Annotated in this window: 1 pseudogene; it reads left to right on the top strand. The window is 45.6% G+C overall.

The features are described from left to right. Window positions 1-2,659: pseudogene (locus AB4653_RS25155) on the top strand (hypothetical protein); the annotation flags it as partial.

The following is a 2,659-nucleotide window of genomic DNA, read 5'->3' as shown; positions in this document are numbered from 1 at the left end:
AATGATAAAACTAAGGCTCGTTCTGTAGAGCAAAACATCATTATTGATGTCACTGCTGACGCTGACCCTGGAAAGTTCAGTGTAAATCGCATTCAAATCAACGAAGACAATATTGATAATCCCGACTACCTTGGGCCTTTGGATAACAAAGATGCATTCACGCTAGACGAAGTCATCACCATGACAGGGTCGGTCGATACGGATGGCTCTGAAGAACTGTTTGTTCGTATCAGCAATATTACAGAAGGCGCAGTGCTTTACTTTGTGGGTACAACCACGGTAGTTCCTATTGTCAGTGGTACCAATTACCACGAAATAGCGTATTCCGATTTGGCTAACGTTGAGGTGGTTCCAACTAAACACAGCAATGTGGATTTCACTTTTGATGTTACAGGTGTAGTGAAGGACACTGCAAACCTGTCAACCAACCCACAACAAGTCGATGTAGAAATACTCGGTACTAAAACGGTTAACGTTGAAGTGAAAGGAGTTGCTGACACACCTTATGGTGGGACGAATGGTACCGATTGGACCGCAATTACAGATGGTAGTGCAAGCGGTGTTCAAACGACGATTCAAGAGAGTCAAAACGGCGACAGCTTTGCTCTGCTTGACTTCACGGTATTGTCGGGTGAGAGAAAGCCTGACACTGGCACTACACCATTACCGGATGATGGTTCCGAATCAATAACGGTCATCTTATCGGGTATTCCTGATGGCGTTATAATTGAGGATGGTGACGGTACGGTTATTGATCTTAACTTTGTGGGTTACGAAACCGGACCGGGTGGTAGCCCTGATTTATCAAAACCTATCTACGAAGCTAATATTACGGAGGCGGGTACAACGTCAGGTATTCGTATTCGACCTGTCGACTCTTCGACCGAGAATATCCACATTCAAGGCAAAGTGATCGTAACGGAAAACGACGGTCACACACTTTCTTTTGATCAAGAAATTCGAGTGTTGGTTGAGCCTATCATCGATACCTCAACAACCTACAACAACGTCACAAACGGGAACGAAGATACGGCTATCAACATCGATTGGCATCCTGAAGGCGTTGACTATATCGACTCAGATGAGCATTTCACTTCAATTAAGATTTTCGGTATTCCACCGGGTGTCACACCCACCGTAAATGGTGATGTGACTGTTGTGAATGATGGTGCGGGTACGTTAACGATTACCCCTAAAGACGCGAATCAGACGCCGGAACAATTTACCCAAATTGCACTAGCGAATAACTTTATTCAAATGACTCCGCCAACGGACTCTAGCGTTGATTTCACATTGACGACAGAGGTAGACGTTGAGGAGCGTGATCACGAATATGTGGACTCTTCTAACCCAGGTGAGGGTATTGCGACTGCGACGGTTAAAGGTACGATCAATGTTATCGTAAGACCCGTTGTTGAGACTCATGATGGCATCGATAATCAGCTTATCGTCGACGACGTGGCTGGAACTGGTTCTTTGGGTACGGTGAGCGCCGATCCTTTGACTGGTGTACTCAAGTTTACAACCAACAGCGACAATCCGTCCGCCACGGATGAATTTGTTATTCGATATCAAGAAACCGATGCATCATCTGCTATTGAGGAAGTCGACCAACTGGTTATTCAATTAACGAATAATGACCCGAATAAGACTCCATTATCAGATGACGTATTGAATCAATTACTCGTTATTGGCGCGGCTTATGAAGGCGATGGTCGTTGGGTTGTGACGAATGAGGACTTGTTTAGTATCAGTGCTCCTAATGGTCTTGGTTTCCCTCCTATTTCTAATCTTCCAGACGTATTCAATGACATCAAGATGACTATCTTTAGTACGGTGGTTGATCGCGGTGATGGTGTTGAGGTTGAGTCATCTCCTGCCGTTATTCGGGAAGGCGAAGTGACGTTATCATTCCCAGAAGTACTTGTTGGGGGAGGTGAGGTTGCAGCTAACATTACAATGGATGCTAATAATGTTGTCGACGCTATCGAAGACACGCAACTTGATTTAGGTGCAGCACTAAATGGTGTGATCACTTTCTCTGGAGAAGATGCTTCGGTAGACCAAGTGACCATTATCATTGATGACTCTGTGACCATTAACCCAGGCGGCACTTTCCCAATTAGTTTGGCGGGAAGCAGTGAAGTCGATTTCGTTAATGGAAAATATGTATTCGAAACAACCGTTGAACAGGGCGTTACAACTGATTTTTCAGGGTTGCTACTTAACTTGCCGGCAGACTACTCTGGTGACTTTAGATTACCACTAACCATAGTGACCAAAGATACGCTCTCTGGTGATGAGAAAACGTTACTTACCGACGTCGTCATCAAAGTCGCGCCAGATGCGGAGACGGACCCTACGATTGAGGTGAATGTCGTCGGTTCGCTTGATGATGCCTTTAATCCTGTTGATAACGACGGTCAGGCTGGACAAGATCCGGTGGGTTACGAAGACACCTACATTCAACTCGACTTCAATTCGACTATTTCTGATCAGGTATCAGGCGTCGAAGGGGGGCAAGAGGCGTTTACATCCATTACTTTGACGTTGGATGACCCTTCGATAGGGGCATTCTATGACAATACGGGCACTTCACTTGGTACCTCAGTCACGTTTAATCAAGCTGAAATCGCGGCGGGGGCGCTCGATAATGTCC

Source organism: Vibrio sp. 10N.222.48.A3 (assembly GCF_041475345.1).
Lineage (GTDB): Bacteria > Pseudomonadota > Gammaproteobacteria > Enterobacterales > Vibrionaceae > Vibrio > Vibrio tasmaniensis_A.
This window is presented reverse-complemented; position numbering and strand designations above follow the sequence as displayed.